Origin of the sequence: Microbacterium sp. NPDC089190, from assembly GCF_040701795.1 — a bacterium.
Lineage (GTDB): Bacteria > Actinomycetota > Actinomycetes > Actinomycetales > Microbacteriaceae > Microbacterium > Microbacterium galbum.
In genome coordinates this window covers 115,013-141,948 of record NZ_JBFBHF010000001.1, presented here as the reverse complement: position 1 = coordinate 141,948, position 26,936 = coordinate 115,013, and the positions used below count along the sequence as shown (strand labels likewise).

Here is a 26,936-nt window from a genome sequence, read left to right as displayed (position 1 = left end):
CGCTGCGCCCGCGAGAGCCGAGGCGCCGCCGCTCGCGTCAGCCGGCGACGCCCACCTTCGCCTTCGCCCACGACCGCCCCCGGGTGTCCTTGAGGATGTCGTACTCGACGTCGACGTGCGGCTCGATCGCGCTGTACTTGTCGTTCGGAGCGCCGATGACGAGCTGGAAACCGAGACCGCGCCACGCCCCGATCGCGCGCTTGGTGAAGTGTGCGTCGGCCTTGATGAGGGCCTCGTCGAGGAACACCGGGGCGTACCGCGGACGCTCCGATCCGGCATCCCCGAGCTGGTAGCGCAGGGCCGCGCCGACGATGAACGCGATGAGCTCCTGCGACTCGCCGCCGGACTTCTCGCCGATGTGGTCGTAGAGGGCGACGTGCTCGCCGGTGTCGGCGCGGAAACGCTCGGCGCTCACGCGCACGTGGTTGCGCACGTCGACGAGGTCGGCGAAGTCGGGTGCGGTGGGGCGGATCCGGCCGATCAGCCGCGCCATGCGGCCGTACACGGCCTCGCGCTCGTCGTCGGTGGATGCCGCGTCGATCGCCGCCCGCACGTCGCGCAACTCGCGACGGAAACGGCGCCGCACCTCGGACTGGTTCTCGCGCGGCACGATCTGCAGGCGGTGGTCGTCGTCGTAGAACGGCAGATCCTGCATGATGTCGTTGATCGGCGCGATGCGCTCGCGGATCTCGCGCAGGGCCCGCGTGAGCGCCGAGTCGAGGTTCGTGAGGTCGTTGCCCGACAGCTGCAGCAGCGAGTCGCGCCACTCCGCCTCGAGTTCGTGCAGGCCGCTCGCCTCGAGGTCGGCGAGGATGCGCTCGAAGTCGCCGAGCGACTCGTCGGGGTCGGCCAGCAGGTTCGGGCTCGGCCACCGGTCGGTGAAGGCGGTGAGGGTGCGGCGCAGGCTCTCGCGCTGATCGCTCCAGGTCTCCTGGGCGGCGCGCTGCTCCTCGAGCAGACGCTTCGAGGCGGACTCGAGGGCGGCGTCGAAGCGGGAGAGCAGCTGCGAGGGGGAGGCGTCGTCGGAGGGCGCGACGAACAGCCCGTCCAGGTACGCGGCTTCGTCGACCGTCAGCGTCATCGCGGCGTCTTCCGCCCGCTCCAGGCGCTCGTTCGCGGCATCCACCTCGTCGGTGACCTCGGCCCAGCGTGCGGCGAGCGCCTGCTGCTCGGTCTTGGCGGCCCCGATCTCCTCGCGCAGCCGCGCCGCGCGGGCGCGCGTGCCGGAGATCTGCTCCTGCAGCTCGGCGATGCGCGGGTTGCCCGCGGTCACCTCGACAATCGTCTCGTTCCAGCGCTCGAGGTCGTGCTCGACGGATGCCGTGTCGACCTGGTCCCACGACAGATCGGCGATCTTCTCGAGGGCGCTGCGCCGCTCGTCGAACGCGTCGAGGGCCGCAGCGGCCTCGTCGACCGCCGACTTCGCGGTGGCGAGGTCGCGACGCACCGTGACGATCTGCTCGCCGAGCTCGGTCAGACGCACGCGGGACGAGAAGCCCAGGACGCTCTGGCGGACCGATCCACCGTGCGCACCGCGGGAGCCCTGACTCGTCTGCCCCGAGATCGTGAGCGCCAGGCGGTGCTGCGCCAGGTCGGCGGCGGCATCCACGCAGACGAACGCGAACTGCTGCTCGATGCGGTCCTGCAGCCAGCCGGTGAAGGGGGAGCGGCGGTACTCGAGGCGTCCGGGCAGGGTCGCGGGGTCGAGCCCGGTGCGCTCGGGCAGGTCGGTCGACACGCCCTCGAACCGCAGCCGCTCCGACAGGCGCACACCGTCGATGGCGGCACGGAAGGATGCCAGGTGCGCGGCATCCACGAGGAGGGTCGTCGCGAAGCCCCCGAGGGCGAGGGTGAACGCCCCGCGCCACGGCTCGAACTCGGTGCGGACGTCGACGAGCTCGGCGACGAAGGGCAGGTCGGCGGCGGTGAGACCGGCGGCCTCGGCCAGCGCCTCGCGCGCCTCGTGCAGGCGCGGGGGGATGTTGTCGTCGCGCGTCTGCGTGCGGCGGTGCTCGGCCTCGAGGGCGGAGAGCTGCTGGCGCAGGTCGGTGTGCCGGCTGCTCGCGGCGACGAACGCGTCGCGCACGGCGCTCTTGCCGAGAGTATCGCCGAGGGTGGCGCGGGCTTCGGCGAGCAGCGCGCCGAACTGCTTCTCCGAGGTCGCCTCCGTGTGCAGAACAGACAGGGCGGCGTCGAACCTCTCGCGGTCGCGCTGCATCCCGGCGAGCCGCCGCTCGAGCGCACGCTGTTCGCGCTGGGCGGCGTCGAGCTGGTCGCCTCCGGCCGCGCGCAGCACGTCGCCCAGTCCCTCGCGCTCGGCTTCGGCGGCATCCGCCAGAGCCTGTCGCTCGCGGACGAGGGCGTCGGTGGCGTGGGTGCGCTCGCGCAGCTCGGTCTCGACCGCCGCCAGGAGATCGACGCGGCGCTGGGCGCGCCAGAGCGAGGCACGCGACTCGGGGTCGCCGAAGCGTCCGAGCGCGTCGATGAGGCGCAGTCGTTCCGCGGCCTCGTCGATGCGGGTCTTCATCGCGCGGATGGGCTGCAACGCCCGCACCTGCTGGCGGGCCTCCAGCATGCGCGTCCGCGTGCCCTCGAGACCGTCGAAGTGCGACACGACGGCGTCGGCGACGGCGAGCGTCTCGGGCTCCTCGAGCACCATGCGCTTGTACAGATCGTCGACCGTGGTGATCTGCTGCCCGGCCTGGATGCGCGCGAGCAGGCTCATCGCCTTCGCCCCGGACCCCGCCGCGCCGATGCCGAGCACCGCGTGAAGGCGGGCCGAGAATTCGCGGTCGGTGGCGAGGGTGTCGAGGCCCGTGGCCCGGACCGCCGCGTCGGGGAGGTGGCTCTGCGCCGCTCGCTCGAGGTCTCGGAGGTCGAACGCGCCGTGCACGGTCGCGCGCACCTTGACCGCGTCGTCGAGCGTGCGGGCCGTCGCGGGGATGTACCAGGCCCGCACCGCGGTGAAGCGGGCGCCGTCGTGGTCGGCCCAGGTCATGCCGATCGCCGTCCAGGTGTCGACGCCGTCGCCGCGCAGCACCCGCACCTTCGTGCCCTCGTCGGTGCGCGACTCGTCGAGCTTGCCGCGCCCGTACGACAGGATGTTGCGCTGCTCCTGTCCGCGCGGGCGCCCCACGACCGCGCCGTTCGAGGCGCCGTTGAAGGGGGTGGTGTGCGGCATCATCAACGCGACGTACGCGTCCATGAGCGTCGACTTCCCCGAGCCGGACCCGCCGCACAGAAGCGTCGCGGTCGGCGCGAAACGCACGCGGTGCGTCCCGTCGTAGCCGCCCCAGTTGATCAGCTGCAGGTCTTCCGCCACCCACTGCTGCCCGCGGGAGGCGGCGGGGATGAGCCCGAAGAGGGTCTCGAGCATGGTCATGGGAGCTCTCCCTCGGTCGTTCCGGATGCCACGAGCTCCGCCTCGGCGTCGGCGTCGGCGTCGGCTTCGGCGTTGCGCACCGCCGGCGTCGCGGCATCCGTCGTCTGCTCGTCCAGCCAGCGCTGCAGCTCGCGCAGCGTCTCGGCGCTCAGCACGATCTCGATGAGGGGACCGATGCGGTAGCGGCCCTCGGACTCCTCCTCGATGATGCCCTCGCGGTCGAGGCGGGCGATCGCGGTGCGCACGGCGCGCTGCTGGCTCGCGCGCGTGCCGTCGCTCTCGGAGAAGTAGGTCAGCACGGTCTGCTCGACCTCTTCGACGTCGACACGGGCGGACCCGGTGCCGGCGGTGGTCTCCCGCTGGAACACCGTGCGCAGATAGACGAGCACGAGGGTCTCGGCGCGGGAGTAGGCCTCGTCCTTGAGCAGGATCGGCACGTCGAGCTCGTCGCTGCGCACCTGCTCCTTGTAGGCCACCCCGCGGGAGTGGTCGACGACGAGGCGCACGAACAGGTCGTTCAGCCGCGACTCGATCGTCTGCTGGTGGGCGAGCAGCAGCTTCCACTCCGTCGGGGAGGACTCCGCCAGCAGGAACCGGCGCTGCAGGATCCGCACGAGCACGCGGCGCACGTCCGCGTCGAGGACGCCGCGATCGCCGGCGAAGAGCGCGTCGGGGTCGTTCTCCATCGCCACGGGCGCGATGAACGCGGGGGTGTCCGTCTCGGTGCCGGTGTCGGCGCGGGAGGACTCGAGGTCAGTCATCGGCATCCGTTTCTGTGTGGCTCTGGGCGCGGACCGCGCCGAACGCGAAGCGCCGGGTCGTTCCGTCGGGGCGTACGGCCTCCACGATCGAGACCTCGTCGGTCTCGACGAGGCCGCCCCGGTGCACGATCTCGAGCAGGCCGACCAGGTCGACGGGGCGCCGTGTCTCAGCGTCGGCGCCCGCGAAGGCCGCGGCGAGATCGAAGTCGCCGCCGAGGCCGGCGACGTACGCCTCGAGCTCGGGGTAGTGCGGTCCGCCCCAGGCACGCGTGTCGACCGTGGCGAACTCGACGTCGGCCGTCTCGGATGCGGATGCCAGGGGCTCGGGCGCTCCGGGCGGCCGCACGTCGCTCACCGAGCGGCGAAGGTGGCCGATGTCGGCGAGGGGGAGGGTCCGCACCGGTTCGACGCGGCCGGGTGCGCGGGTCTGACTCCAGCGGTGCAGCCCCGCCATGACGCCGCGCAGGAGGTCGTCGACCTGGCGGTCGCGGATCGGGTCATGGGTGCGCACCTGGGCGGTGATCACGTGCGACGCGCGCCGCTGGGCGGTCAGCACCTCTTGCACGCCGGCCTCGACGCGGCGGGCGATCGCGTCGAGCTCGCCCCGTTGCTCGGGGGTCATGAGGCGCGAGAACGGCTGGGTGAGCACCGCATGCAGCTGCTCGGTGAGGTCGTCGATGTGCTCGGGGTCGCCGATGAGGCGCAGTGCTCCCTGGAACGCCCGGCCCTCCGGCGTGGCCCGCATCACCTGCCGCCCGCGTTCGAGGTACTCCCGCAGCACGTCGCCCGTCGGACGCACGTCGCGGCGGAGCTCCGCCACGACGTCGCGCTGCATCGCCGTGATCGACTCCGCGACGCGTGAGAAGTCCGCGGGCAGCTCGCGGGCGAGGTGGATGACGTTCTCGGCCTCCTCGAGCAGATGGTCGTCGTCGAGCGGCTCGACGACGCCCTCGTCGAGCGCCGCGATCTCGGCATCCAGGGCGGCGCGTTCGGCCAGCAGCGCCTCGCGGCGGCGGCCGGGGTCGCTCTCCGCGTCGCGGGCGAGACGTTCGACGGCGTCGAGCAGCGTGCGCACGCGCGAGCGCGAGACCCGGGCGCGGCCGCCGCCGGCACGACCGGCGATCTCGAGGGCGCCGACCGCGTGCGCCGAGAGGCGGTAGACCTCGACGTCGTCCTCGATCTGCAGGCCGAGCCAGCCCACGCGCACCCAGCCGCGGCAGATCTCACGCGCGGAGCCCGCGGGGATGCGGCGCTCGTCGTCGGTGTCGATGCCGGCGGCGCGCAGCTCCTCGATGACCTCCGCGACCTCCACGTGGGCGTCCGCGACCGCGACGGCGGGGCGATCGGGCGTGAACACCACCGACAGGGCGGCCACCACGAAGGGCGCGAAACGCCCGTGCAGCAGGTCGAGGGTGGGGTTCTTGAACGCCGTCGCCGAGCGCAGGTAGGCGGCTTCGGCTCGGGTGCGGGTCACTGGCTGAAGTCTACCGGCGCGGGCCCGCGCGCCCGCGCGGATGACGGGGTGGGTGAACAGGACTGGGCCCGCTCTCACGCCCCTTCGCAGTCGTACAGCGTGACGCCCGACACCTTGTTCACGTCGCCGCCTTCGTGCGCCGCCGAGAAGGACCACCCGCGCACCTGCCGGCATCCGGGCTCCGTCGCGACGTGGCGGACGGGGTCGGACTCGGGCGCCCCCTTCGCCACCGCCAGGAGGCGGGCCCGACCGGAATGGACCATCTGCTCGAGCGCGGGCACCGTGAACACCGGCACGTGGCCGGAGTAGCCGCCGTCGGTGAGCACGTCGGCGCCGGTGGCGTCGATGATCTGCGCCGAGATCGCCCACGAGTCGGTGACCATCAGGGCCTGACCGCTGCTCCCGCCGCCGTGGGCGCGGGCCGTGTCGACGAGCTGCGCCATCGCCGGGGTGAGCCCCGCGCTTCCGCCCCAGGGCGCCGGGCTCGACACCGCGAACGTCTCGTCCGGATCGCTCTTCTGGGCGGTGACGCCCACGTACGCGTCGCCGCCGCTGCCGTCGCGCGCGTCGTCGAGCACCTGCAGGCTCGTCGCGATCGGCACGCACAGCAGGGCTGCAGCGAGGGCGGCGGGGGCCACGCGACGCCCTCGTGCAGACGAGAGAGCCGCGACCACCCCGACGACGACACCGGCGACCCCGACGACCATCGCCGGGAGGAGAAGGATGCCGGGCAGCCGGGCCTGCGTGACGAGCACCGCCCACCAGGCCCCCTGCGCGAGCGCGATACCCGGGAGCACCAGGCGTCGGCCCCGACTCTCCGCGCGCAGCAGCTGCACGCCCTCGCCCCACGCGACGGCCGTCAGCAGCACGAGCGGCACGCCGAGTGCGGCGACATAGGCCGTGTGCGGGACGCGCGTCAGCGACAGCACGACGGCCGCGGTCACGAGCCAGACCGCCGCCAGAACCACCAGCGCGAACCGGGCGCGCGCGTCGATCGCCGTCGCCTCGGCCCCGGGCCGTGCGGCATCGGCTCGGCGCCCGCGGACGCGCCCCTCCTCGCGACGCGGCCACCAGCGCCACAGTCCGAGGGCGATGCCGGCGATCGCCGCGGGATAGAGCCACCCGATCTGCGTGACGAGCGGCAGCTCGAGCAGCTTCGTCGGCGACGACGACGCCCCGCCGCCGGCCGCGGCGCCGTGCCCCGTCACGGCGTGCACGAGCGCGGTGAGCGTGGCCCCCCACCCGCCCGAAGCCGCGGGGGAGCCGACCGAGCCCGGCACCGCGCCCGGGGCGAAGCGGTCGAGACCGTTGTAGCCGAAGACCATGGCGAAGACGTCGTCATCCGTCGAGCCGTCGATGTACGGGCGCGAACCCGTCGGGACGAGGGCGATCGCGGTGATCCACGCCACCGAGGCGGCGACGGCGGCGCCCGTCACGACGCCGGCCCGTGCGAGGCCGCGGCGGCGACCGCTCGTGGCCACGACCGTGGCGACGACGAGCGCCGGGAGCACGAACCAGGCCGACATCATCTTGGCTTGGAAGCCGATGCCGATGAACACCGCGCAGAGCAGCAGCGGCCACCACCGGGAGGTGATCACGGCCCGCTGCCACCACACCACCGCGACGGCCAGCGCCATCGTCAACAGCCCGTCCTCCATCGGATGCGCGAACATCGAGACGAAGATGGGCGTCGACGCGGCGGCCGCGGCGGCGACCAGGCCCACCCCGCGCCCGCCGGATCGCAGCCCCAGCACCGCGCACGCGACGATGGTCACCACGCCCTCGATCACCTGGGGCAGGGCGATCGCGGAGGTCGACATGCCGAACAGCCGGATGCCGAGCGCCTGCGGCACCGCGAATCCGCTGAGCTTGTCGAGGGTCACGGTGGCCGCCGGGTCGAATGCGCCGAACAGCATCGCGTGCCATGACGACGCCATCGACCGCGCCGACGCCTCGTAGAAGGAGAAGTCGCCGCCACGGGCGAGGTTCCAGCCGGTCAGGACGACGAACGCCGCGACGATGAGCGCCAGCGAGATGCGCGCCCACCAGGGTTCGCGCCACCAGCGCGCGAGGACGACGGGAGAGGTCACGACGAGAAGAGTGCTCCCGCCGCAACGGCACCGCGTATGTCCGGACTATCAGCGGGCTGTGACCGCTCCGGGCGGTCCGGTCCGCCCCGAGCCGCGGACGGCGGGTGCGGTGTGCACGCGAGGGCCGCGGCATCCGGTGGGGGATGCCGCGGCCGCGGTGCGGGGGTGCGTCAGATCTCCGAGCGCGGGCCCGGTGCCACCTTGTTGACCCCGGTGACCGGCTGGTTCTCGTCGAACGAGGCGATCGGCCGGCGGAAGCCGCGGGTGAGGATCACGAGGTACACGACGCCGAGGGTGGTCCAGATGAGGCCGCCGACGAGGGCGTGCATGTCGAGGTTGACCCACAGCAGGCCCGTCAGCAGCATGCCGATCGCGGGCATGACGATGTACCGCGCGATGTCGCCGGGCGTCTTGCGCAGCCCCTTGCGCACCGCGAACCAGGCGATCACCGAGATGTTGACGAAGGTGAACGCGACGAGGGCGCCGTAGTTGATGTACGCCGCGATCTGCTCGAGGGTGAACGAGATCGCGAAGAGGCTCACGAGGCCCACGATGACGATCGAGAACGTCGGGGTGTGCGTCTTGGGGTTGATGAAACCGAAGATGCGGCGCGGCAACACGTTGTTGCGGCCCATCACCATCAGCATGCGCGAGACCGAGGCGTGGGATGCGAGCCACGACGCCAGGGTCGCCGCGAAGCCCGCGGCGGTGAGGACGGCCTGCAGCACGGGGCCGCCGACCTGCACGCCGATCTCGGGCAGCGTGCTGTCCTCGATCGCCTCCTGCGGGAACGCCGTCGCCTCGGGGAAGCGCAGCTGCGTGACGTAGGACGCGATGAGGAAGATGAGACCGCCCACGATGAGCGTGAGCACGATCGCGCGCGGCATGATCTTCGGGGTCTTCGCCTCCTCGGAGTACATCGACACCGCATCGAACCCGATGAACGAGAAGCACACGACCGTTGCCCCCGCCAGCACGGCGCCGAACTGCACGTCGCTGTGGGCGAAGGGAGCGAGCGACACCGCGGTGCCGGCTCCCGCACCACCCACCAACTGCACGACGACCATGACGACGAAGACCGTCATCACGAGGATCGAGAACACCAGCAGCACCATGTTGACGTTCGAGGTGCCGCGCATCGTGAGGTAGATCACCCCGGTCACTCCCGCGGTGAAGACGACGACCCAGATCCAGCCGGGCACATCGGGGAAGAGGGCCTCCATGTAACTGCGCAGGATGAGGGCGTTGACCATCGGCAGCAGCATGTAGTCGATGAGCGCCGTCCAGCCGACGACGAAGCCGACGCCGGGATGGATGGACTCCCGCGCGTAGGTGTAGGCGGAGCCGGCACTGGGGATGACGCGCACCATCTTGCCGTAGCTGATGGCGGTGAAGACGAGGACGACGAGGGCGACCGCGTAGGCGGCGGGGACGACGTTGTTGGTCTTGTCGGCGACGAGACCGAAGGTGTCGAACACGACGGTGGGGGTCATGTACCCCAGTCCCAGGCCGACGATCGACCAGAGACCCAGGGTGCGGGCGAGTTTGGCTCCCGAGCGTGACGTGGCCGCGTCGGCGGCGAGGTTCTCGTTCGTGGCTCCTCCTAGAGGGGTGCGGTGCGCGATCGGGTGTCGCGTCCGTGGGCTGATGTCGGGGGTACAGCGGTCGGAGCACCGCTCGGGGTGGGAGCGGGGGTGTCGGCAGGGGTGGAGCCGGATGAGCGGTCGAGGTGCGACCGTCGATGGGGGGAGGGATGCCGGCGGGTGTGGGCCGGCATCCCGCGGGATCAGAGGCGCGACCACGCCTCAGTGAGGGTCGAGCGCAGGATCTGCTCGATCTCGGTGAACTCGGACGGGCCGATGGTCAGGGGCGGGGCGAGCTGGATGACGGGGTCGCCCCGGTCGTCGGCGCGGCAGTACAGGCCCGCGTCGAACAGCGCCTTCGAGAGGAAGCCGCGCAGCAGTCGCTCCGATTCGTCGTCGTCGAAGGTCTCCTTGGTCGCCTTGTCCTTGACGAGTTCGATGCCGAAGAAGTAGCCGTCGCCGCGCACGTCGCCGACGATCGGCAGGTCGAGCAGCCGTTCCAGGGCGGAGCGGAAGACGGGGGAGTTGGTCCGCACGTTCTGGAGCAGGCCCTCCTCCTCGAACACGTCCAGGTTCTCCAGCGCGACGGCGGCCGAGACCGGGTGGCCGCCGAAGGTGTAGCCGTGCGGGAACGTCGCGTCGCCGTGCGCGAACGGCTCGTACACGCGGTCGCTCACGATCGTGCCGCCCAGCGGCGAGTAGCCGCTGGTGACGGCCTTGGCGAAGGTGATCATGTCGGGCTGGTAGTCGTACGCCGAGGCGCCGAAGTAGTGGCCCAGACGACCGAAGGCGCAGATGACCTCGTCCGAGACGAGCAGCACGTCGTACTTGTCGCAGATCTCCCGCACGCGCTGGAAGTACCCGGCCGGGGCGGGGAAGCACCCGCCCGCGTTCTGCACGGGCTCCAGGAACACCGCGGCGACCGTCTCGGGGCCCTCGAACTGGATCATCTGCTCGATGCGGTCGGCCGCCCACAGCCCGAACTCCTCGGGGGTGCCGCCCCCGAAGCCGGACTCCTCGGCCCGGTAATAGTTCGTGTTGGGCACGCGGAAACCGCCGGGGGTGACCGGCTCGAACATGTGCTTCATCACGGGGAGTCCCGTGATGGCCAGGGCCCCCTGGGTGGTGCCGTGATAGGCGATCGCGCGCGAGATGACCTTGTGCTTGGTGGGCTTGCCTTGCGTCTTCCAGTACTGCTTGGCGAGCTTGAACGCCGTCTCGACCGCTTCACCGCCGCCTGTGGAGAAGAAGACGTGGTTGAGGTCTCCGGGGGCGAGGTCGGCGAGGCGCTCGGCGAGCTCGATCGCCGCGGGGTGCGCGTACGACCAGAGGGGGAAGAATGCGAGCTCCTCGGCCTGCTTCGCGGCGGCCTGGGCGATGCGGCGGCGTCCGTGGCCGGCGTTGACCACGAACAGACCGGCGAGGCCGTCGATGTAGCGCTTCCCGGCGGCGTCGAAGATGTGGTGCCCCTCGCCCTTGACGATGATCGGCACGCCCGGGCCCTCCGTCATGGTCGATTGACGGGAGAAGTGCATCCAGAGGTGGTCGCGGGCCTTCGCCTGCAGGTCGGCGTGCTGATCGGTTTCGATGAGGGTCATCGCGTTCCCCAGTTGTAGAGCTGACGGTGGAGCTTGAGATAGACGAACGTCTCGGTCGAGACGACGTCGGGGAGAGACCGGATGCGATCGTTGAGCAGATCGATGAGGTCGTCGTCGCTCTCGCAGACGACTTCCACGAGCAGGTCGAACGAGCCCGCCGTCGAGACCACGTAGATCACGCCCGGCAGTTCGGTCATCTGCGCGGCGACGACGCGGGTGTCGCCCGATACGCGAACCCCGATCATCGCCTGCCGGGCGAAGCCCAGCTGCAGAGGGTCGGTGACCGCGACGATCTGCAGGATGCCGGCATCCTGCAGCTTCTGCACCCGCTGGCGCGTCGCGGTCTCACTGAGACCGACGGCTTTGCCGATCTCGGCGTAGGAGCGGCGGCCGTCTTCCTGCAGCTGTTCGACGATCGCCTTGGAGACGCGATCGAGGGCGGGACTGCGTTCGGCCGTGGGACTCATGATGGGCGACGGTATCAGCGCAACATTGGCTGAATCAATGATGATCTCGACATTTACGGAGGCGTAACACCGCGGAAACCGTCGTTGCCGCAATGCCGCGGCCCCGACGGTGCGCCGCGCGTCCGCGCGATGGTCCGCGGCGCCGCTACGATGACCGCGGAGGTGCGGATGTCGGGGTGGCTCGAACGGTGGTCGTCTGCGCGCCGCACCGTCCTTCGCGCGGCGGCCGCGGTCGCCGTCGCCGCGCTCGCCGTGACCGGTGCTGTCGCCGCACCGAGCGCGACCGCAGCGTCGACTCTTCCCGGCTGGCTCTCGACCCGCGGGGCGAGCATCGTGACCTCCGCCGGCACGCCGTACACCATCAAGGCCGTCGCCTGGTTCGGCATGGAGACCTCCAACTGCGCACCGCACGGCCTGTGGTCCCTCTCGCTCGACGAGGGTCTGCGGGCGATCGCGGGCATGGGCTTCAACACCATCCGCCTGCCCTTCTCGAACGAGTGCCTCGCCGCCTCGTCGTCGAATTCGATCAACGCCTCCGTCAATGCCGACCTCGTCGCCCTCAGCCCCCTGAAGCTGATGGACACCGTGATCGCCCGGGCGAAGGCCTATGGCCTGTCGGTCATCCTCGACCGTCATCGCCCCGACTCCGCGGCGCAGAGCGAGCTCTGGTACACCGGCGCCTACAGCGAGAAGCGGTGGATCGACGACTGGAAGATGCTCGCGCAGCGGTACAAGAACGAGCCAGCCGTGATCGGTGTCGATCTGCACAACGAACCGCACGGCCCGGCCTGCTGGAACTGCGGCGATCCGGCCCGCGACTGGCGCGCGGCAGCCACGCGCGCCGGAAACGCCGTGCTGTCGGTCAACCCGAAGCTGCTGATCGTCGTCGAGGGCGTCGAGCGCCAGAACGACGGCTCGAGCACGTGGTGGGGAGGCGGCCTGCGCGACGTCGGCGCGGCTCCCGTGACCCTGTCGGTGAAGAACCGCGTCGTGTACTCCCCGCACGACTACCCGGCCACGGTGCACCAGCAGTCCTGGTTCACGGCGCCGGGCTACCCCGCCAACCTCGAAGCGGTCTGGGATGCCAACTGGGGCTACCTCGTGCGCAAGGGCATCGCGCCCGTGCTGCTGGGCGAATTCGGGACGAAGCTCGAGACCGACAGCGACAAGAAGTGGATGAGCACGCTCGTCGCCTATCTCGCCAAGACGAAGATCAGCTACGCGTACTGGTCGTTCAATCCGAACAGCGGCGACACCGGCGGCCTGGTCGCCGACGACTGGCGCACCCTTCAGAAGGCGAAGCTCGCCGCGCTGCGACCGATCCTCACCCCCGTGACGGTGCCCACTCCGAAGCCGACGTCGAGCCCCACGACCTCCCCGAGGCCGAGCGCCTCGGCATCCCCGAAGCCGACCGCGTCGGCCTCCCCGAAGCCGAGCTCGAGCCCGTCCGCGTCGCCCAAGCCGTCGACGTCGCCGAAGCCCACCACCTCGCCGAAGCCCACCACCTCGCCGAAGCCGAGCTCGAGCCCGTCCACGTCGCCCAAGCCGACCACGTCGCCGAAGCCCTCGCCCTCGACCTCGCCGAAGCCCTCGGCGACGAGCCTCTCCGCGACGTGGGTGCCGCAGAGCGCCTGGGGGGAGGGGTACGTCGCCGAGCTGTCCCTCACCGCGGGGGCGGCCGTGAAGAGCTGGTCGGTGTCGTTCGAGGCGCCGGGAACGTCGGCGGTGACCAGTGCCTGGGGCATGTCGTGCAGCGTCGCCGGCATCACCGTGACGTGCACCGGGAGCGACTGGGCGGCCGCCCTCGCGCCCGGCCAGAGCGTGCGGGTGGGGTTCCAGGCCGCCGCGACCACGGCGCCGACCGCGCCGACGCTGCGCGTCTCGGCATCCTGAGCTCCGTCGATCGGCGGGCGCAGCGCCCGCACACGGTGCGACCGCGACCCCTGACCGCGACAGTGGGTCTCGCCGTGGCGCGGAGGGACACGGCGGGTCGGGGATGCCGGCATCCATCGCTCACGCATAGCAAGCGTGAGGGCTGGTCGAGGGGATCGCTGTCTACGCTGCGCGGGTGACCGCCGTCCTGACCCCCGCTCCCACCCCCTCCGTCTCCTTTCCGCGCGCGCGACGACGGCCCGGGGGCTGGACGGTCGGGCTCGTCGCGATCGGGCTGCTCGCCCTCGTGCTGACGGGGTGGCAGGTGTGGGCGGGGGCGCCGAGCGAGTACTACGCCTCGATCGCCCTGTCGATGAGCCGGTCGTGGTCGAACTTCTTCTTCGGCGCCGTCGACCCCGCGGGCACGGTGACGCTCGACAAGATCCCCGGGTCGTTCTGGGTCCCGGCGCTGTTCGTCCGTGTCTTCGGCTATTCGGCGTGGGCGGTGATCCTGCCGAACGCCCTCGCGGCCGTCGGGGCGGCGCTGGTGACGGCGGCGACCGCGCGTCGGCTCGCGGGCGTCCGCGCGGGTCTGGTCGCCGGGGCGATCGTGGCGGTCACCCCGATCCTCGTCGCGGTGGCCCGGTCGAATCAGCCGGAGACGTTCTTCGTCCTCGGCCTCGCTCTCACCGCCTTCGCCGCCGTGCGCGCCGTCCAGCAGCGCAGCGCCGGGTGGCTGATCGCCGCGGGCGCGCTGGTGGGGCTGTCGTTCCAGTTCTACATGCTCGAGGCGTGGGCGGTGTGGCCGGCTCTCGCGGCCGCATATCTCTGCACGCGGCAGTCGTGGGGGCGCCGTGTGGGGCATCTGCTCGTCGCGGGTGTCGTGAGCCTCGTCGCCTCGCTGTGGTGGGTGGCGATCGTCGCGGCGATCCCCGCCGGCAGCCGCCCGTACATCGGGAGCACGCTGTCGAACGACCCGTGGGAGATGGTCTTCGGCTACAACGGCCTGGGCCGCTTCACGGCGACGAGCGACAGCAGCGCGTACGAGTCGTTCACCCCTCCGTTCTCCGGCGACCCGGGGGTGCTGCGCCTGTTCAACGCGCAGCTCGCCGGACAGGTCGCGTGGCTCATCCCCGCGGCGGTCGTGGCACTCGCGGTGCTGTGGGTGATGCGGTTCCCGCGGCCGCTCACGGTGCTCCTCACGGTGTGGACGGCCACTTTCGTCGCCATGTTCTCGACGGTGGCCGGGATGCACCAGTTCTACACCGCGGCCCTCGCCGTGCCTCTCGGCCTCGTCGTGGCGACGGCTCTGGCGGTCGCGCACCGCGCCGAGCGGACCTGGCCGCAGGTGGCGATCGTCGGCACGGCCGCGGTGACGGCGCTGGGGATCGGGCTCGCCTCGGGCGGCTACAGCATCCCGGTCTCCCTCGCGCAGGCCGTGGTGGCCGCCGTGGCGATCGCCCTGCTGCTCGCTCGCCGCGGGTCGCGCACCGTCACCACGGCGGCGATGCTGGTCGGCCTGCTGCTGACCCCCGCGGTCTGGTCGGCGGTCACGATCGCGCACCCGAATTCGATCAACCCGGTCGCCGGGGGCGTGTCGGAGATGTCGGGCGCAGGCTTCGGCGGCGGGATGCCGGGTGCCGGCCGCGGCGTGGGCGGCTCGGGCGCATTCCCCGGGGGCGGTGCGGCGCCCGGCGGTTCGGCTGCGGGGGGCTCGGCGCAGGGCGGTGCGGCTGCGGGGGACTCGGCGCAGGGCGGTGCAGCCCCGGGAGGGAGTGCACCGGGCTCGGCCGCGGGCGGCTCCTCGGCGCGCGACGGCGGCGCGCAAGCGCCCGGCGGGGCCGACGACGGCGGCTCGAACCGCGGCGGAGGCGCAGGCGCAGGCGCCGGCGCCGGCGCGGGAACCGCCGACACGGCCCTCATCTCCTGGCTGGAGCAGAACGCCGCCGGGTCGACCTACCTGGCCGCGACCTTCGGCGCCCAGTCCGCGGCATCCCTCATCATCGCCAGCGACGGCGGCTCGTTCCTCCCCATCGGCGGATTCAACGGGACGGATGCCGTGCCCACCCTCGACGAGTTCGTCGCACTCGTCGAGTCGGGCCAGGTGCGCTTCGTCATCGAGGGGCAGGAGCGCGGCGGCGGAGGGGTCGGGTCGTCGGCCGCGGACACGTCGAGCACGTCGGCGCAGATCCGCGATTGGGTCGGGCAGAACTGCGCGATCGACAGCAGCGCCCCCTCGACGGTGTACGCCTGCGGCTGAGCTCGTCCCCGCGCGCATCGCCGCCGCCCCTCCGCGCGATCGACTGTCCGAAACACCCGGTCGATCTCGAAAACCGTCCGGGTGTCGTGGACACTCGCCGGGAGCGGGAGCGGGAGCGGGAGCGGGAGCGGGAGCGGGAGCGGGAGCGGGCACGCCGCGGCGGAGCGGCGGCCGGGCTAGGCGCGGCCGAGGAACTCCAGGCCCGCCTCGCGGAACGTGCGTGCCCCGGGGGCGTTGACGTGGTGACGGCCGGGGATGTCGGCGAACTCGCCGCGGGGGAGGAGGCTCGCCAGGTGGGCGGACTGGTCGTGGATGGGGTCCTCGGTCCCCGTCGCGATCAGCACGGGCTGCTGCGGGGGAGATGCCGGGTCGGGGTCGGTCTCGCCGAGGCGCATCCCCTCGGCGATCGCCACGAGCGCGCGCAGGTCGTTACCGGGCACCCGCTCGGCGAGCGAGACGTAGCGCAGGGTGGTGGCATCCTGGACGGGCTCGCCGTGATCGAGGAACGCGCGCGCCTGCTCGACCTTGAGTCGGGCGAGCGGCCGGCCGTCGGGGATGCCGCCCAGCACGGCGCGCTCGACGTGCTCGGGCGCGTCGACGGCGAGCTGCCAGCCGACGCGACCGCCGAGCGAGTAGCCGAGGTAGCGCACCTGGTCGACGAGGTAGGTGTCGAGCACGGCCACGAGGTCGGATACGAGGGTGGGCATCGTGTACGACGCGGCGTCGTGGGGCTTCTCGCTCGCCCCGTGCCCGCGCTGGTCCACGGCGATCACCCGGAAGCCCGCGCGCAGCAGATCGCGCACCCACCCGGTGTTGATCCAGTTGTCGCGCGTGCTCGAGCCGAAACCGTGCACGCACAGCACCGGTTCCGCCTCGGGATCGCCCCAGGAGTAGGTGGCGAGGCGCACGTTGTCGCCGACGATGACGAACTGCGCGGGAGGGATCTCGGTGAGGGCGGGCACGGCATCCATTCCTCCGATCCTGGCAGAACGCCGCGTGCGGGCCCGGTACTGGTCATAGTGGTCTCATGGGATTCACGCGTGCCGAGCTCGAGTCCTTCCGGGACGCCACGGTGCCCGACCTCGTGGAGCCCGGGGTGCGGCTGCTGTTCGTGGGGATCAACCCGGGGTTGTGGACGGCCGCCACGGGTACCCCCTTCGCGCGACCCGGCAACCGCTTCTGGCCGGCTCTGGTGAAAGCCGGGATCCTGCCGCGTTCGCCCGCGTACTCGTCGGCGCTGGGGGAGGCCGACCGGCGTCTCGTGTTCGATGCGGGGATCGGGGTGAGCAACCTCGTCGCCCGCGCCACGGCCCGGGCCGACGAGCTCACGCGCGACGAGCTGCGCGCGGGCGCGCACGCACTCGCGGAGCGGGTCGCGACCTGGCGGCCGCGGGTGGTCGCGGTCGTCGGACTGACCGCGTATCGGCAGGGGTTCGACCGTGCGAAAGCCGTCGCGGGTCGACAGGACGAGGCGATCGCCGGATGCGAGACATGGGTCCTGCCCAACCCGAGCGGTCTGAACGCGCACGACACCGTCGAGTCGCTCGCGACCGCCTACGCTGCTCCCGCGCGCGCGGCCGGGGTGATCTCATGACACGGCGTCTCGCGGCGGTCCTCGCCCTCGCCGTCGTCGTCGCCGCGGGGCTCGCGGGGCACCGCCTGATGCCCTCCTCGGTGGCATCCGACGTCGCCGGTGACGCGCTGTACGCCGCGGCGGTGTACACGGGGCTCGTCCTGCTGCTCCCGCGCTCACGACCGCTCGTTCTCGCGGCGGGCGCGGCCGTGTGGTGCGTCGCCGTCGAGCTGTTGCAGCTCACCGGGTTGCCGATCACGCTGGCGGAGCGGATGCCGGTCGCGGCCCTCGTGCTGGGCTCCGGGTTCGACGCGCGCGACCTCGTCGTGTACGTGCTCGCGGTCGCGAGCGCTCTCGGCGTCGACGGCGTGGTGACGAGGGTGCGTGCCCGGCGCGCGGAGTCGGGCTGACCCGGTCGCCCGTCCGCGGTGCGTGCGCCGCGGCGGGGATCCGCGGTCTCTCCGCCGACGGCTCCTCCCCGGGGAGGGATGCCGCGCCCCGGGGACGTCGCGGGGTAGCGTGACGGTTCCGCGACGAAAGGAGGGCCCGGTGCTCGTGCAGTTCGACGGCGTCGTGTTCCGGTGGGAGGCCCGCAGCGACAGCGACTGGTACTTCGTCGCCCTCCCAGCCGAGCTGAGCGACGACATCCGTGAGACCCAGACGTTCCGCCGCGGGTTCGGCGGGGTGCGTGTCGACGCCACCATCGGTTCCACGTCGTTTCGCACGTCGATCTTCCCGCAGGCGGGTGGCGTGTACGTCCTACCGCTCAAGCGGGCGGTGCGCGACGCCGAGGGGATCGAGCCGGGCGGTACCGTCATGGTCGACCTCGCGGTGCTCGACGCCTGAGACGCACGGCGCTGTGCTGCGGCCGTCGTCGGCGAACGCACCGTCGTCGCTCCCCGCCCTCGCGCTCTCGCTGTTCGCGGTCGTGAGCGTCGTGCTCGTGATCACCGACGTGCGTCGACGCCGTTTGCCCGATGTGGTCGTGCTGCCCGCGACGGCGGCGGCGGTTCTCATCCTGGCGGTCGCGGCGGCGACCGCCGGACGACCGGCACTCGCGGCCGCAGTCGCCTTCGGCGCCGTCGGGGCGTTCGGCGCGTGCCTGCTGGTGCGTCTGTCGCGGCCCGAGGCGTTCGGCGGAGGCGACGTCAAGCTCGCCGCCCTCGTCGGTGCGCACCTCGGGTGGTTCGGCCCGGAGGCCGTGGCATCCGGAGTCGCCCTCGGCTTCGTGGCCGCCGGCGTCGCCGCCGTCGGCGTACTCGCGGCGGGTGCGCGCGGAACGAGCCTGCCCTTCGGCCCGTTCCTGCTGCTCGGTGCGTGGGTGCGCCTGCTGACCCCGGCGTCGTGACCGGTGCCCGGCCGCTTGTCGCTCGACGGGCGGCGGGTCAAGCCCGTCCGGCCCGGCACGGCCGCATCGATACGCTGACCCCATGGCCGACCTCATCCGTCGCGTCACCGCGTGGGCCTTGTCGCTCCGCCTCGTGCGCGCCTTCCTCGTCTACTCGGGGGCACGCGGCCCCGTCCTTGCCGACAGCGTCACCTATCGCACGCTGTTCAGTCTGTTCGCGGCGGTGCTGCTCGGCTTCTCGGCGGCGGCGGTCTGGCTGTCGGGCAACCCCGAGGGCCTCGCGGCGCTCGAGCGCTCCGTCAACAACGTCGTCCCCGGCCTGGTGGGCCCCGACGGTCTGCTCGACGTCAGCGCGATCGAGGCGCCGACCGAGTTCACCATCGCGGGCGTGATCGGAACGATCGGTCTGCTGGGCGCGGCGATCGGGGCGATCGGCTCCCTCCGAACTGCCCTCCGCCAGATCGCGGGGGTGACGACCGACGACACCCTGCCCGTCCTGGTCATCGTGCGCAACCTCGCCGTCGCCGTCGGCATCGGCGTCGCGCTGGTGGGGGCGGCCGCGGTGACCTTCCTCGCGACGGCGGGTCTCACTTTCGTCCGGGGGCTGCTCGGCATCTCCGCGGACTCCTGGCTCACGGCCGTGCTGACCTGGTCGCTCTCCACGATCGTCGTCCTCGCCCTCGACACCGCGGCGGTCGCGGTGGCGTTCGCCGTGCTGTCGGGCGTGAAGACCCGTCGCCGCACGTTGTGGCGCGGGGCGCTGCTCGGGGGCGTCGGTCTGGTGGTGCTGCAGCAGTTGTCGGGCCTGTTCGTGGGCGGTGCGGGCAACAACCCGCTGCTGACGACCTTCGCCTCGCTCATCGCCCTGCTGCTGTGGCTCAACCTGTCCAGCCAGGTCATCCTGATCGCGGGCGCGTACATCACCGTCGCCACGGAGGAGGACCACGATCGCGTCCGCGCGAAGTACGGCGCCTCCACGATGATCCAATTCCGGGTGCGGCGCGCCGAGAAGGCCGTCCGCGCCGCCGCGGGCGAGCTCGACGCCGCGCGCGCGGCCGAGAAGAAGGAGCGCGAGACCCTCGCCGAGAGCGACCCCGCCGCCGCCACGCGTGCGGACGAGGCGGAAGCGGACGCGCGTGTCTGACGGTTCGACCCCCGCGGGGGCGGCGCGCGTCGCCGCATACACCGCGGATGCCGTCCGCGCGGCCGAGGCGCCTCTCCTCGCGGAGGGGAGACCGCTGATGCGGTGGGCGGCGCATGCCCTCGCCGTCGTCGCTGCAGCGGAGCGCGACACGGCACCCGGACCGACGCTGGTCCTCGTCGGCGCGGGCGACAACGGGGGAGACGCGCTGTACGCCGCCGCCGAACTGGCGCGTGCCGCCGATTCCCGCGTCGACATCGTGCTCGTGCGCGATCGCGTGCATCGCGCCGCCCTCGACGCCGCCGTCGCCGCCGGCGTGGTCGTGCGGCAGGCGTCGGAGATCTGCGCCGCGATCGACGACTACAGCCTCGTGCTCGACGGCATCCTGGGCATCGGCCGTCTCGCCGACCGGCGGATGCGGGGCAGCGCCCGCGCGATCGTGGAGTGCCTGCTCGCCCGCCCCCGCCGTCCGCGCATCGTCGCGGTCGACCTCCCGAGCGGACTCGATCCCGATGACGGATCCGCGGATGCCGCCGTGCTCGCCGCCGATGTCACGGTCACGTTCGGCGCGATCAAGTCGGGTCTCGTGCGCGGTCGGGGCCCGGAACTCGCCGGGCGGGTGCACCTGGTCGACCTGGGACTCGAGCCGTACCTGCGGCGGGCGCACCCGGCGGTCACCGCGCCGATCGAGGTCGTGCGGGTCGATTCGCCGGGATCCCTCGCCGAGGCGTAGGGGCCGAGTGGTGCCGGCCGCCGCTCAGCGGGCGTAGCGCTCGACGAAGGTGCGGAGCATGCGCGACGGTGCCGTGACGGGTGCCCGCCGCACCGCCGACAGGGTGAGGTCGAGGTCTCCGGAAGCGAAGTAGCCGTACCCGGCGTAGGCGTGGATGCGGGTGACGATCCCGTCGACGTCGAGTTCGGGGTGGAACTGCGTGGCGTAGACGTTGCGCCCGACGCGGAACATCTGCACCGGACACGCGGCCGACGACGCCAGCAGCACCGCCGACGGCGGCAGGACGCTGATGGCCTCCTTGTGACCGACGAACGCGGTGAAGGCATCGGGGAGGCCCGCCGACAGGGGGTCGGTGCGCCCCTCCGGGGTCAACGTCACCTCGACGACGCTGATGGGTTCCGCATACGTGCCGTCGATCGGCGCACCGAGGTGCGTCCCGAGGGTGCCGACGCCGTAGCACGCGCCCAGGAAGGGCGCATCGCGTGCGACCACCTCGGCGACGAGCTGTGCCATCTCCGCCTCGACGCGACGCTGCACGACGGACTTGCGCTCGAACGGGTCGGACGCGTTGAACGGGCTTCCGCCGACGAGGACCCCCGACACCTCGTCGAGATCGATCGCGGGCATCGTCTCGCGCTCGAGACGCACGCGGCGCAGACGGTGCGGCGGCAGCCCGGTGTAGCGCAGGAAAAGCGCGTACTCCTCGTCGGCGGGGCCGTCTTCGGCGCGCGTCGCGAGCAGCACGAACGGGCGGTCACCGGGCAGGTCCGTCGCGTTCACCCGAGCGAGTCTAGGCGAGCGGGCGGCGACCGTCGGGCGGTCCCGCGTCGGGCGGGGGAGCGCCGCCGGCGAGGCGCGCAGTGGTTCCCGGGGCAGCGCCGCCGGCGAGGCGCGGAGTGGTCCCCGGGGGAGCGGCGGCGAGGCGCGCAGTGCTTCCCGGAGCAGCGGCGCGAGCGATCGCGGCGACGCGGTGTCAAGGCGCGGGGCCTCGTCGCGGGTGCGGTCTACGCTGACGGCATGGCTATTGCACGACTGACCGGAGGCCCGCTCGACGGGCAGGTGATACCGCTCGAGAACGAGACCGACGATACGCTGATCATGCCCTACAGCGAGGGACAGCTCGTCTACCGCCGCGAGGGCGAGCCCACGAACACGGGCGACTCCGACGGCCCCACCCAGGCGGTCTTCGCCTTCGCCGAAGAGACCGAGGACATCAACCCCGACGCCGACGGGCGCGACGATTGAGCGCAGGCCCGAACGGGTCGTCGAACGTCGAGGTCGAGACGAAGTACGACGTCGACGACGACACGCCCCTGCCCGACTGGTCGACCCTTCCCGGGGTGGCGACGGTCGGTGACCCCGAGCCGCGAGATCTCGACGCGCGCTACCTCGACACCCCCGCGGCCGATCTGGCCCGTGCGGGCGTGGCGATGCGGCGCCGTCTGGGCGGTCCCGACGCGGGCTGGCACGTGAAGGGGCCCGCCGAGGGCGCCGGTCGCACCGAGACGCAGTGGCCGCTCGAGGCCGATGACGTCGACCCCGAGGCCGACCCGATCGTGCCTCCGGCGGTTCAGGATGCCGTCTCCGCGATCGCTCGACCGCCCTTCGCCGCCCTCGCCCGCCTGCGCAACCACCGCACGGCGTACGCGCTCCGGGATGCCGAGGGCAACGAGGTCGCCGAGTTCGTCGACGACCGGGTCCGTGCGCGCGACGAGCGCCGGGGCGTGGAGTCGTCCTGGCGTGAATGGGAGGTCGAGCTCGGCGCGGCCGGTCCGACCGACGACGAGGGTCGTGCGGCGTTCTTCGCCGCCGTCGATGCGGCCGTCTTCGCCGCCGGTGGCCGCCCCGCGGCATCCGGTTCGAAGCTCGCCCGCGCCCTCGGCCACTGATCGACCTGGACGGGGTCTCCCCGCCGCCGCGACAGCCCGCCCGTCGCGGGACAGCGTCTCGCTGACGACTCCGGGACATCCGGCGACCGGCATGTCGGCGAGGTGATGTGTCCTGGCGGGAGCGGCTTCCCGACACCCACGCAGAAGGCCCGCCCGGGCGAACCGGGCGGGCCTTCTGCGTGGAGCGATCAGAGGTTGATCATGTGCCCTGCGAGGCCGTGGAAGGCCTCCTGCAGGCCCTCCGACAGCGTCGGGTGCGTGTGGACGTTGCGGGCCGCCTCGAGCGCGGTGAGGTCCCACTTCTGCGCGAGGGTGAGCTCGGGCAGCAGCTCGGAGACGTCGGGACCGATGAGATGGCCGCCGATGAGCTCGAGCGTCTCGGCGTCGGCGACGAGCTTGACGAAGCCGACCGGCTCGCCGAGGCCGTTGGCCTTGCCGTTGGCCGAGAAGGGGAACTTCGCGACCTTGATGTCGTGGCCGGCGTCGCGGGCCTGCTGCTCCGTCAGGCCGAACGACGCGACCTGCGGGTTGCAGAAGGTGGCGCGCGGCATGTTGCGGTAGTCGCCCAGGGTCTGGGTCTCGGCGTTGCCGATGGTCTCGGCGGCGACGACGCCCTGCGCCTCGGCGACGTGCGCGAGCTGCAGCTTCGCGGTGACATCGCCGATGGCGTAGATGTGCGGCACGTTGGTGCGCATGTGGTCGTCGATGTCGATGGCACCGCGCTCGGTGAGCTTCACGCCCGTGTTCTCGAGACCGAAGCCGTCGACCTTGGGGGCGAACCCGATCGACATCAGCACGCGGTCGGCGTCGATCGAGCCGGTCGAGCCGTCCTTCGCGGTGTACGCGACGGTGACCTTGTCGCCGTGGTCGGTGACGGAGTCGACCTTCGTCGAGGTGAGGATGTCGACGCCGTAGCCCTTGTACTGCTTCTGGATCTCCTTCGAGACCTCGGCGTCCTCGTTCGGGAGGGCGCGGTCGAGGAACTCGATGATCGTGACCTTCACGCCGTAGTTCGTCATGACGTAGGCGAACTCCATGCCGATGGCGCCGGCGCCGACGATGACGATCGACTCGGGGAGCTCGCGGGTGAGGATCTGCTCCTCGTAGGTGACGACGTTCTCGCTCAGGGTGACGCCGGGGAGGAGGCGCACTGTCGAGCCCGTGGCGATGATGACGTTGTCGAAGGTGACCTGCTCCTTGGAGCCGTCGGTCTTGGTCACGTCGATGGTGTGGTCGTCGGCGAAGTATCCGCGACCCTCGTACTCGGTGACCTTGTTCTTCTTCATCAGGTAGTGGATGCCCTTGACGTGACCGGCTGCCACGCTGCGGCTGCGGTCGAACGCCTTGCCGAAGTCGAAGGTGACGTCGCCCGAGATGCCGAACAGGTCGGCCTTCGCGTGGAAGGTGTGGGCGAGATCGGCGTTGCGCAGCAGCGCCTTGGAGGGGATGCAGCCGACGTTGAGGCAGACACCGCCCCAGTACTTCTCTTCGACGATCGCAACCGACAGTCCCAGCTGCGCACCGCGGACCGCGGCGACGTACCCGCCGGGACCCGCACCAAGAATGACCAGATCGTAATGAGGCATGGCTCCAGCCTATCGCCCGGTCGTGCCGCCACCGGCGGCGTTCCGACGCCCGCGCGAGGCGAAGACGTAGACGAGCACGCCCGCAACGATCACCAGGGCCACGGCCAGCAGGATCCACGGCAGGGGAGAGCTCGCCGACGACTCCTCGACCGGCGCCGCGACGGGGGTCTCCGCTTCCGTGGGCGCGGCCGAGGCGGAGACGGTGGGGGAGGGGGATGCCGACGCCGAGGTCGTGGGCGTCGCCGTCGGGGTCGGGGCGGCCTCGGGGACGGTGAACGCGAAAGAGCCGTCGATCGGGTGTCCGTCACTGGAGACGACGCGCCACTTCACGGTGACGGCACCGGATGCCGACCCCGCCAGCGCCTGGGTCACCTCGGTGCCCGACGGCTCGGGGGCACCCTCCGCGAGCGACGCGCCGCTCGCATCGGTCACTTCGACCACCGTGGCGCCCGGGTCGGTGAGGACGTCGGCACTGAACGTGAGGGTGATGCGCTGCGGCACGGCCTCGAGCACCGCATCGGCCGCGGGATCGGTCGACACCAGCTCGTCGTGCGCGGAGGCCGGCGTCGCGGGGACGAACAGCACGGCGGCGGCCAACAGGAGGGATGCCAGGACGGCGGGGAGGCTGCGCCGACGCGGCGCCGAGGGGGACGTCATCCTTCGACCCTAACGAGGGCGTCGGCGTGACGGGCCGCCCCGGGTACCGGCCCTTCTCCCCGCCCCAGACCCTGCGCCTGGCCGAAGGGTCTGGGGCCCCGTCTGCTCCGGTGGCTTCGACGGGCTCAGCCACCTCCCGCACAGGACCCCGACCTCGGTGCCCCAGGACCCTGAGCCTGTCGATGGGTCCGGGACCCCGCGGCGGTTCCGCCCACCGGCGCGCGGGGCTCCGAGCCCCTCGAAGGGTCCTCCGGCGGCGGCCTCACCGGCTCAGGTTCTCGTCACCTGCGTCTTCGCGCTCCTCACCCGCCACACCCGTGGCGTCACCGGACTCGACACGACGGACCCCGGGTCGATAGGTTCGAGTGTCTCGTCGGCCGTTTCCGCGCCCCGAACCGCGGTGTCCGGTGTCGACGAAATGAAGACACATCACGCATCACCATGGCCCGCGCGCGGTCGGTTCCCCCCGTTCGATCTGAACCGATCGGTTATGGTGAATATGAAGGAGAAGCCGTGGACGAGACCAGCCGATTCGATCGAGACGAGATCCGACGCGCGGCCGACGCCGTCGCCCGCGACAGCTCGCACGACACGACCCAGACCCACGACGCCGACCTGTCGTTCGTCCCCTTCGGAGCCGACCTCACCGAGGCCGAGCTCGAAGCGATCGGTGCGCTGCCCTCCGGGGCGGCGCTGCTGATCGTGCGGTCGGGTCCCACGACCGGTGCCCGGTACCTGCTCGACACCGACGTCACCACCGTCGGGCGTCATCCCGAGGCCGACCTGTTCTTCGACGACGTGACCGTGTCGCGTCGCCACGCCGAGATCATCCGCTCCGGTTCGGCGTTCGAGATCGTCGACCAGCGCTCGCTCAACGGCAGCTACGTCAACGGCGAGCGGGTCGACCGCTCCGCTCTCGTGAACGGCTCCGAGGTGCGCATCGGCAAGTTCCGCCTGAACTTCTTCGGTTCGCCGGTCGACCTGCCCGCGGCAGAGCACTGATGGCGGCAGCCCCCTCCCGTGGTCGTCAGGCGGCTGCGGGGCTGCTCAGCATCGGACAGGTGCTCGCGCGCCTGACCCCCGACTTCCCGGCGTTGACCTCGAGCAAGCTGCGCTTCCTCGAGGTGCAGGGCATCGTCTCGCCCACCCGCACCGAGTCGGGGTACCGCAAGTTCTCGCCGGCCGATCTCGAACGGCTGCGCCTCGCGTTGACGCTGCAACGCGATCACTATCTGCCGCTCGTCGTCATCCGCGAGTATCTCGAAGACCTCGACGCGGGGCGCAACCCCGCCCCGCCGACGTCGATCCCGTCGATGACCTCCGCGCCGCGCCGGTACCGCCGCGACGAGCTGCTTGCTGCCGCCGGAGCACGCCCGCAGCTCTTGAACGACGCCGTGAGCACGGGCGTGATCGCGGGGGCCGACACCTACTCCGAGCAGACCGTGACCCTGCTGCGCGCCCTCGTCGCCCTCGACCGTCACGGGATCGAGCCGCGGCACGTCCGCACGCTGCGCCAGAGTGCCGAACGCGAGGTGTCGCTCGTCGAATCCGCCCTCTCCGCGCTCCTGCGTCGTCCCGACGCCGCCTCCCGGGCCCGCGCGAGCGAGCTCGCGCCCGAACTCGCGGGCCGTCTCGATGAGGTGCGCACCCTGTTCGTGCGCGACGCGATCGAGCGAATGCTGTCCTGATCGCGACACGCCGCGGCCCTCGGAGCGGATGTCATTGCCGGGGGACCCGCGCTGATCTAGCGTGGAACCAACGAGCCGATGAGGAGGGACGCGAGCATGAACGCTGGCGATGCACTCGGTGAACCCCGGTTCGCCGCCGACCTCCTCTTCACCGACGGTCTGCCCGAGATGGACGACGAGACCGGCTACCGGGGCGCGGTCGCCGCGCGTGCCGCCGGCATCACGTACCGCCAGCTCGACTACTGGGCCCGCACCGAACTGGTCGTCCCCACCGTCCGTGGAGCCAGCGGCTCCGGCTCGCAGCGCCTCTACGGCTTCCGCGACATCCTCGTCCTGAAGCTCGTGAAGCGTCTGCTCGACACCGGCATCTCGCTGCAGCAGATCCGCACGGCCGTCGACCAGCTCCGTGCCGCCGGTATCCGCGACCTCGCGGGCACCACCCTCATGAGCGATGGAGCGTCGGTGTACCTCTGCACCTCGAACGACGAGGTCATCGACCTCGTCAGCCGCGGTCAGGGCGTCTTCGGCATCGCGGTCGGCAAGGTGCTCCGCGAGGTCGAGTCGACGCTCGTCGACTTCGAAGCCGCGACGCCCGAGGCCGTCGACGAGCTCGCCGCCCGTCGCGCCGCCCGCACCGCCTGAGGCAGGCCCTTCCCGGACGCCTCGGCATCCGGGGTTTCGTCGCGCGGCCGCGCGCAGCGACCCGACGCGCGGCCCGGACCCTTCGACAGGCTCAGGGTCCTCGCGTGCATACCGCCGGTTTCCCGGATTCGTCACGAGGCTCAGGGTTCTCGCGTCGGAGGTGGCTGAGCGTGCCGAAGCGCCGGCGCCGGC

At 72.0% G+C, this 26,936-nt stretch carries 24 protein-coding genes; 13 read left to right on the top strand and 11 right to left on the bottom strand.

Features of this window, described 5'->3' with window-relative positions; translation table 11 throughout:
• Positions 1–37 precede the first annotated feature (37 nt).
• The 7 genes from AB0230_RS00705 to AB0230_RS00675 form a co-directional block, all read right to left on the bottom strand.
• Entirely contained in the window at positions 38–3,382 is a 3,345-nt protein-coding gene (locus tag AB0230_RS00705; protein ID WP_366373384.1) for an SbcC/MukB-like Walker B domain-containing protein, read from the bottom strand.
• Positions 3,379–4,143, bottom strand: coding sequence for a DUF4194 domain-containing protein (locus AB0230_RS00700; RefSeq protein ID WP_366373382.1), 765 nt, complete (start codon positions 4,141–4,143; stop codon positions 3,379–3,381). The genes AB0230_RS00705 and AB0230_RS00700 overlap by 4 nt, the downstream gene beginning before the upstream one ends.
• A complete protein-coding gene (locus AB0230_RS00695; RefSeq protein ID WP_366373380.1) occupies positions 4,136–5,617 on the bottom strand; it encodes a DUF3375 domain-containing protein in 1,482 nt (493 codons plus the stop codon). Before AB0230_RS00695 ends, AB0230_RS00700 begins: the two co-directional genes overlap by 8 nt.
• 74 nt (positions 5,618–5,691) lie before the next feature.
• On the bottom strand, positions 5,692–7,707 hold the full coding sequence (locus AB0230_RS00690; protein ID WP_366373378.1) for a glycosyltransferase family 39 protein: 2,016 nt from the start codon (positions 7,705–7,707) through the stop codon (positions 5,692–5,694).
• Between the two features lie 170 nt (positions 7,708–7,877).
• Positions 7,878–9,239, bottom strand: a complete 1,362-nt coding sequence (locus tag AB0230_RS00685) for an APC family permease (RefSeq protein WP_363393326.1) — start codon at positions 9,237–9,239, stop codon at positions 7,878–7,880.
• A gap of 254 nt (positions 9,240–9,493) precedes the next feature.
• Positions 9,494–10,888, bottom strand: a complete 1,395-nt coding sequence (locus tag AB0230_RS00680; RefSeq protein WP_366373376.1) for an aspartate aminotransferase family protein — start codon at positions 10,886–10,888, stop codon at positions 9,494–9,496.
• Positions 10,885–11,355, bottom strand: coding sequence for an Lrp/AsnC family transcriptional regulator (locus AB0230_RS00675; protein WP_076674833.1), 471 nt, complete (start codon positions 11,353–11,355; stop codon positions 10,885–10,887). Before AB0230_RS00675 ends, AB0230_RS00680 begins: the two co-directional genes overlap by 4 nt.
• 168 nt (positions 11,356–11,523) lie before the next feature.
• Here AB0230_RS00675 and AB0230_RS00670 point away from each other — a divergent pair, with 168 nt between their 5' ends.
• Complete coding sequence (locus tag AB0230_RS00670; RefSeq protein WP_366373374.1) at positions 11,524–13,248, top strand: cellulase family glycosylhydrolase; 1,725 nt, start codon at positions 11,524–11,526, stop codon at positions 13,246–13,248.
• A 175-nt stretch (positions 13,249–13,423) separates the two neighbouring features.
• Positions 13,424–15,487 (top strand): glycosyltransferase family 39 protein, encoded by a 2,064-nt coding sequence (locus tag AB0230_RS00665; RefSeq protein ID WP_366373372.1) that lies wholly within the window; start codon positions 13,424–13,426, stop codon positions 15,485–15,487.
• Positions 15,488–15,663: 176 nt separating this feature from the next.
• Here AB0230_RS00665 and AB0230_RS00660 read toward each other — a convergent pair whose 3' ends face one another.
• The gene (locus tag AB0230_RS00660) at positions 15,664–16,458 is read right to left on the bottom strand and encodes an alpha/beta hydrolase (protein ID WP_315993011.1); all 795 of its coding nucleotides are present in this window, start codon (positions 16,456–16,458) and stop codon (positions 15,664–15,666) included.
• 56 nt (positions 16,459–16,514) lie between these two features.
• Here AB0230_RS00660 and AB0230_RS00655 point away from each other — a divergent pair, with 56 nt between their 5' ends.
• From AB0230_RS00655 to AB0230_RS00630, 6 genes are all read left to right on the top strand, one after another.
• Positions 16,515–17,081, top strand: coding sequence for a mismatch-specific DNA-glycosylase (locus AB0230_RS00655; RefSeq protein WP_363578884.1), 567 nt, complete (start codon positions 16,515–16,517; stop codon positions 17,079–17,081).
• Positions 17,078–17,470, top strand: a complete 393-nt coding sequence (locus AB0230_RS00650; protein WP_366373369.1) for a DUF2809 domain-containing protein — start codon at positions 17,078–17,080, stop codon at positions 17,468–17,470. The genes AB0230_RS00655 and AB0230_RS00650 overlap by 4 nt, the downstream gene beginning before the upstream one ends.
• A gap of 139 nt (positions 17,471–17,609) precedes the next feature.
• Positions 17,610–17,906: a DUF1905 domain-containing protein gene (locus AB0230_RS00645; RefSeq protein WP_366373367.1), complete on the top strand. Its 297-nt coding sequence runs from the start codon at positions 17,610–17,612 to the stop codon at positions 17,904–17,906.
• Positions 17,907–17,919: 13 nt separating this feature from the next.
• Positions 17,920–18,408 carry an A24 family peptidase gene (locus AB0230_RS00640; RefSeq protein ID WP_366373365.1) on the top strand — a complete coding sequence of 163 codons (489 nt, stop codon included), beginning with the start codon at positions 17,920–17,922 and terminating at the stop codon, positions 18,406–18,408.
• An 82-nt stretch (positions 18,409–18,490) separates the two neighbouring features.
• Positions 18,491–19,552, top strand: a complete 1,062-nt coding sequence (locus tag AB0230_RS00635) for a YhjD/YihY/BrkB family envelope integrity protein (protein WP_366373363.1) — start codon at positions 18,491–18,493, stop codon at positions 19,550–19,552.
• Positions 19,545–20,282, top strand: a complete 738-nt coding sequence (locus tag AB0230_RS00630) for an NAD(P)H-hydrate epimerase (protein ID WP_366373361.1) — start codon at positions 19,545–19,547, stop codon at positions 20,280–20,282. The genes AB0230_RS00635 and AB0230_RS00630 overlap by 8 nt, the downstream gene beginning before the upstream one ends.
• 24 nt (positions 20,283–20,306) lie before the next feature.
• Here AB0230_RS00630 and AB0230_RS00625 read toward each other — a convergent pair whose 3' ends face one another.
• The gene (locus tag AB0230_RS00625) at positions 20,307–21,062 is read right to left on the bottom strand and encodes a glutamine amidotransferase (protein ID WP_315993004.1); all 756 of its coding nucleotides are present in this window, start codon (positions 21,060–21,062) and stop codon (positions 20,307–20,309) included.
• 237 nt (positions 21,063–21,299) lie between these two features.
• Between AB0230_RS00625 and AB0230_RS00620 the strand changes: the two genes are divergently transcribed.
• Entirely contained in the window at positions 21,300–21,527 is a 228-nt protein-coding gene (locus AB0230_RS00620) for a response regulator (RefSeq protein ID WP_315993003.1), read from the top strand.
• Entirely contained in the window at positions 21,524–22,171 is a 648-nt protein-coding gene (locus AB0230_RS00615; RefSeq protein ID WP_366373358.1) for a CYTH domain-containing protein, read from the top strand. Before AB0230_RS00620 ends, AB0230_RS00615 begins: the two co-directional genes overlap by 4 nt.
• A gap of 188 nt (positions 22,172–22,359) precedes the next feature.
• Here the strand turns inward: AB0230_RS00615 and lpdA are convergent, their stop codons facing one another.
• Both lpdA and AB0230_RS00605 read right to left on the bottom strand, forming a co-directional pair.
• Positions 22,360–23,757: a dihydrolipoyl dehydrogenase gene (gene lpdA / locus AB0230_RS00610; protein WP_315993001.1), complete on the bottom strand. Its 1,398-nt coding sequence runs from the start codon at positions 23,755–23,757 to the stop codon at positions 22,360–22,362.
• Positions 23,758–23,766: 9 nt separating this feature from the next.
• Positions 23,767–24,414, bottom strand: coding sequence for a copper resistance CopC family protein (locus AB0230_RS00605; RefSeq protein WP_363392442.1), 648 nt, complete (start codon positions 24,412–24,414; stop codon positions 23,767–23,769).
• A gap of 546 nt (positions 24,415–24,960) precedes the next feature.
• Here AB0230_RS00605 and AB0230_RS00600 point away from each other — a divergent pair.
• The 3 genes from AB0230_RS00600 to AB0230_RS00590 all read left to right on the top strand — a co-directional run bounded on the left by AB0230_RS00600 (position 24,961) and on the right by AB0230_RS00590 (position 26,744).
• Positions 24,961–25,416: an FHA domain-containing protein gene (locus AB0230_RS00600; RefSeq protein ID WP_315994570.1), complete on the top strand. Its 456-nt coding sequence runs from the start codon at positions 24,961–24,963 to the stop codon at positions 25,414–25,416.
• Entirely contained in the window at positions 25,416–26,102 is a 687-nt protein-coding gene (locus AB0230_RS00595) for a MerR family transcriptional regulator (RefSeq protein WP_315992999.1), read from the top strand. Before AB0230_RS00600 ends, AB0230_RS00595 begins: the two co-directional genes overlap by 1 nt.
• A gap of 96 nt (positions 26,103–26,198) precedes the next feature.
• On the top strand, positions 26,199–26,744 hold the full coding sequence (locus AB0230_RS00590) for a MerR family transcriptional regulator (protein WP_315992998.1): 546 nt from the start codon (positions 26,199–26,201) through the stop codon (positions 26,742–26,744).
• Positions 26,745–26,936 lie beyond the last annotated feature (192 nt).